The organism is Citrobacter sp. (assembly GCF_050252275.1).
Lineage (GTDB): Bacteria > Pseudomonadota > Gammaproteobacteria > Enterobacterales > Enterobacteriaceae > Citrobacter_A > Citrobacter_A amalonaticus.
Genome location: NZ_JBFWLF010000410.1, coordinates 1 through 2751, shown reverse-complemented (window position 1 = coordinate 2751; position 2751 = coordinate 1). Strand labels below are relative to the sequence as shown.

The 2751-nt window shown below is 55.3% G+C and carries 1 protein-coding gene and 1 tRNA gene; one reads left to right on the top strand and one right to left on the bottom strand.

Annotated elements, in window-relative coordinates; translation table 11 throughout:
* Positions 1 to 2070, bottom strand: a 2070-nt coding sequence (yicI, locus tag AB7E14_RS22490; RefSeq protein ID WP_428169990.1) for an alpha-xylosidase, incomplete at its 3' end; no start/stop codon positions are given.
* Between the two features lie 328 nt (positions 2071 to 2398).
* Between yicI and AB7E14_RS22485 the strand changes: the two genes are divergently transcribed.
* Positions 2399 to 2493, top strand: a tRNA-Sec gene (locus tag AB7E14_RS22485).
* The last annotated feature ends 258 nt before the right edge of the window (positions 2494 to 2751 follow it).

The following is a 2751-nucleotide window of genomic DNA, read 5'->3' as shown; positions in this document are numbered from 1 at the left end:
CAGCTGGAAGGCCGTGCCCTCATTCCAGGCGTAGACCGGTTTGTGCTTGTTGTTACCCAGCGCCAGCAAGGTATTGTCGCGCACATAAACCGGCAGGCTCATGAAATCGTGCTGCTGCTTATGCCAGCGACAGCCCTGAACCTCATCGTTGTGCCACAAGAGCGTCCAGCGACCTTCCGGCAGGTAAAACTGCACCTCACCCGCCTCGGAGAACACCGGCGCCACCATCAAGGCATCCCCCAGCATGTACTGACGGTCGAGATAGTCACACGCCGGATCGTCCGGGAACTCCAGCATCATCGCCCGCAGCATCGGCGTGCCGCACTCCCGTGCCAGCGCCGCCTGACGGTAGAGGTACGGCATCAGCTGGCATTTCAGCTGCGTAAAGTGGCGCACCACGTCACAGGACTCATCATCGTACGCCCACGGCACCCGGTAGGATTTGCTGCCATGCAGGCGGCTGTGGCTGGAGAACAGCCCGAACGCGCACCAGCGTTTGTAGACGTGCGCCGGGGCGGTGTTTTCGAACCCGCCGATATCGTGGCTCCAGAATCCGAAGCCGGACAGACCAATCGACAGCCCGCCGCGCAGGCTTTCCGCCATGGATTCATAATTTGCATAGCAGTCGCCACCCCAGTGTACCGGGAACTGCTGCGCGCCGACGGACGCCGAGCGGGCAAACAGTACCGCCTCCTCCTCGCCTACCGTCTCTTTCAGCACGTTCCACACCAGCGCGTTATAGATGAAGGCGTAATGGTTGTGCATCTTCTGCGGATCGGAACCGTCAAACCACTGCACATCCGTCGGGATACGCTCGCCGAAATCGGTTTTGAAGCAGTCCACGCCAATCTCCACCAGGCCCTTCAGCTTGTCGGCGTACCACCGGCACGCGTCCGGGTTAGTGAAGTCGTAAATCGCCAGCCCGGGCTGCCATTTGTCCCACTGCCACACGCTGCCATCCGGGCGCTTCAGCAGATAACCTTTCTCTTTCAGCTCGTTAAACACCGGCGATTTCTGGCCGATGTACGGGTTGATCCACACGCAGACCTTCAGCCCCTTATCTTTCAGGCGGCGGATCATCCCTTCTGGATCCGGGAAGGTCACCGGGTCCCACTCAAAATCACACCACTGGAAGGCCTTCATCCAGAAGCAGTCAAAATGGAAGACGTGCAGTGGCAGGTCGCGTTCGGCCATGCCGTCGATGAAGCTGTTCACCGTTGCTTCGTCGTAGTTAGTGGTAAACGAGGTGGTGAGCCACAGGCCGAAGGACCACGCTGGCGGCAGCGCCGGACGACCGGTGAACTGCGTGTAGCGGTCCAGGACCGCTTTCGGCGTCGGGCCGTCGATCACAAAATACTCCAGATATTCGCCCTCCACGCTGAACTGTACTTTGGAGACCTTCTCCGAGCCGATTTCAAACGACACATTTTCCGGATGGTTGACCAGCACGCCGTAGCCGCGGTTAGTGAGATAGAACGGAATGTTTTTGTAGGACTGCTCGGTGCTGGTGCCGCCGTCGCGGTTCCAGGTATCGACCTGCTGACCGTTGCGCACCAGGGCGGTAAAGCGCTCACCGAGGCCATAAACCGTTTCCCCGACGCCCAGATCCAGACGTTCGAACAGATAGTTGCGATTCGTGTGGCTGTCCTGCACGTAGCCGTTGTTTTTCAGTTCACTGCCGGTGATCCGCTGGCCGTTACGCAGAAAATCGAGCGCCCAGAACTCGCCTTTGGTGACGCGCACGCTGAGATTACCGCTTTTCAGCTCGGCGTATTCGGCGTTATTTACCGTCTCGACCCTTACGTCCTTCAGCACGTTGAGCGGATAGTGCGGGCCTTTGTCCTGCGCCGCCTGGAAGTGCTCGATGCGCACCCCGACAATCCCTTCCTGCGGTGCGAAGAGCCGGACGGTGAACATTAACGTATCGAGCTGCCACGCGCGTTCGCGGACGTCGCGCGGTGCCACATACACCACCAGGTCATTGCCCTGCTGCTCCACATCGAACACCTGGACCGGATACGTCACGGTCAGGCCAGGTTGAATAAGCCAGTTTCCATCACTGATTTTCATACTTTCGTCCTCCTGGTTCTGTAATCCTTTGCTGGCCGTCAGGTGCCTGCCGTGTGGCGATACGGGCACTGAGACCGGTTACAGAGGTTTTAAACCATTGTTTCAGGAGCGAGTATTGCGTTTTCTGGTTAGCAAATTACGTTTCTTGTTTTTTGTGATCGGGGTAAATGTCGCGGAGCACGAAATGCTAACCTGAGGATTTTCTTAAGAATTAACTGAAATGGGGGTGTTCAGGTCAAAAGAGAGGTGAAAAAAGTGTGTCGGGGTATGTGGTAAATGTCTGAAAGTAGCTATAATGCGCCCCGCCTCCATGTAGCAATGCAGGCGCGGAAGATCGTCATCTCCGGTGAGGTGGCTGGACTTCAAATCCAGTTGGGGACGCCAGCGTTCCCGGGCAGGTTCGACTCCTGTGATCTTCCGCCAAAAGTTCGTCCGCAACTATCCGAGAAAGTCTAAAAAATCTCTATTTTCCTTCGCATTATTATTCACTGAACCGTAGCAGTCCGACGAGCTATCTTTGAATCTATAATAAATAATAGTCGATCCTTTTACATATACTGTTATTTCATAATTTAACAAGAAAGACAGATTAGGAATTTATTCTTACCAAACGAAGATATTTTTGGTTATTATCGGGTAAGGATATGGTGATGAAATTATATTATGGAAGAAAGTGGGATG